The sequence below is a fragment of the Pantoea sp. CTOTU46764 genome (genome assembly GCF_031974595.1).
Taxonomy (GTDB): Bacteria; Pseudomonadota; Gammaproteobacteria; order Enterobacterales; family Enterobacteriaceae; genus Pantoea; species Pantoea trifolii.
Genome location: NZ_DALYOQ010000117.1, coordinates 1 through 579, shown reverse-complemented (window position 1 = coordinate 579; position 579 = coordinate 1). Strand labels below are relative to the sequence as shown.

Here is a 579-nt window from a genome sequence, read left to right as displayed (position 1 = left end):
GACTGGCAGCGCCGCGATCTTTACAGCCGCGAGCAGCTTAACTTCGCCAAGCATTATGCCTACAGCCATTTGCTGCTCAACGGCATCACCAGCTTTGCGCCCATCACCTCGATTCTCTACCGTGAATGGGCCGAGGACGTTGATGAATACCTGTACGCCGCAGATGTAGCCGAATCATTAGGCGCGCGCGCGTGGCTCGGCCCGGCTTTTATGGCGGGTTACTACGCCAGTGATGAGCAGGGAGAGTTCTCATGGATTGGCAATCGCGATCGCGCGAAGAAGGGGCTGGACGATGCGGTGAAGTTTTATCAACGTCTACAGCAGCGCGGCGTTTCAACCCTGAGCGGCATGCTGGCTCCTGACCGGATCGAGGGCGGTGATGCTGTTTGGCTGAAAGATTTAGGTGACATTGTCACGTCACTCGCCTGTCCAACACGGCTACATTGTTGCCAGAGCGAGCTGGAAGTGCGGGAAATCGCCCGTCGCTATCAGGGGCGCAGTTCGCTGCAAGTACTGGCTGACAACGGTTTGCTCAACCGCCACATGCTGTTGCCACACGGCCAGTTTCTCGGTGGTGTG

1 pseudogene is annotated in these 579 nt (G+C 57.7%); it reads left to right on the top strand.

Annotated features, from left to right (window positions below):
- Window positions 1-579: pseudogene (locus tag RTM06_RS22460) on the top strand (ethylammeline chlorohydrolase); the annotation flags it as partial.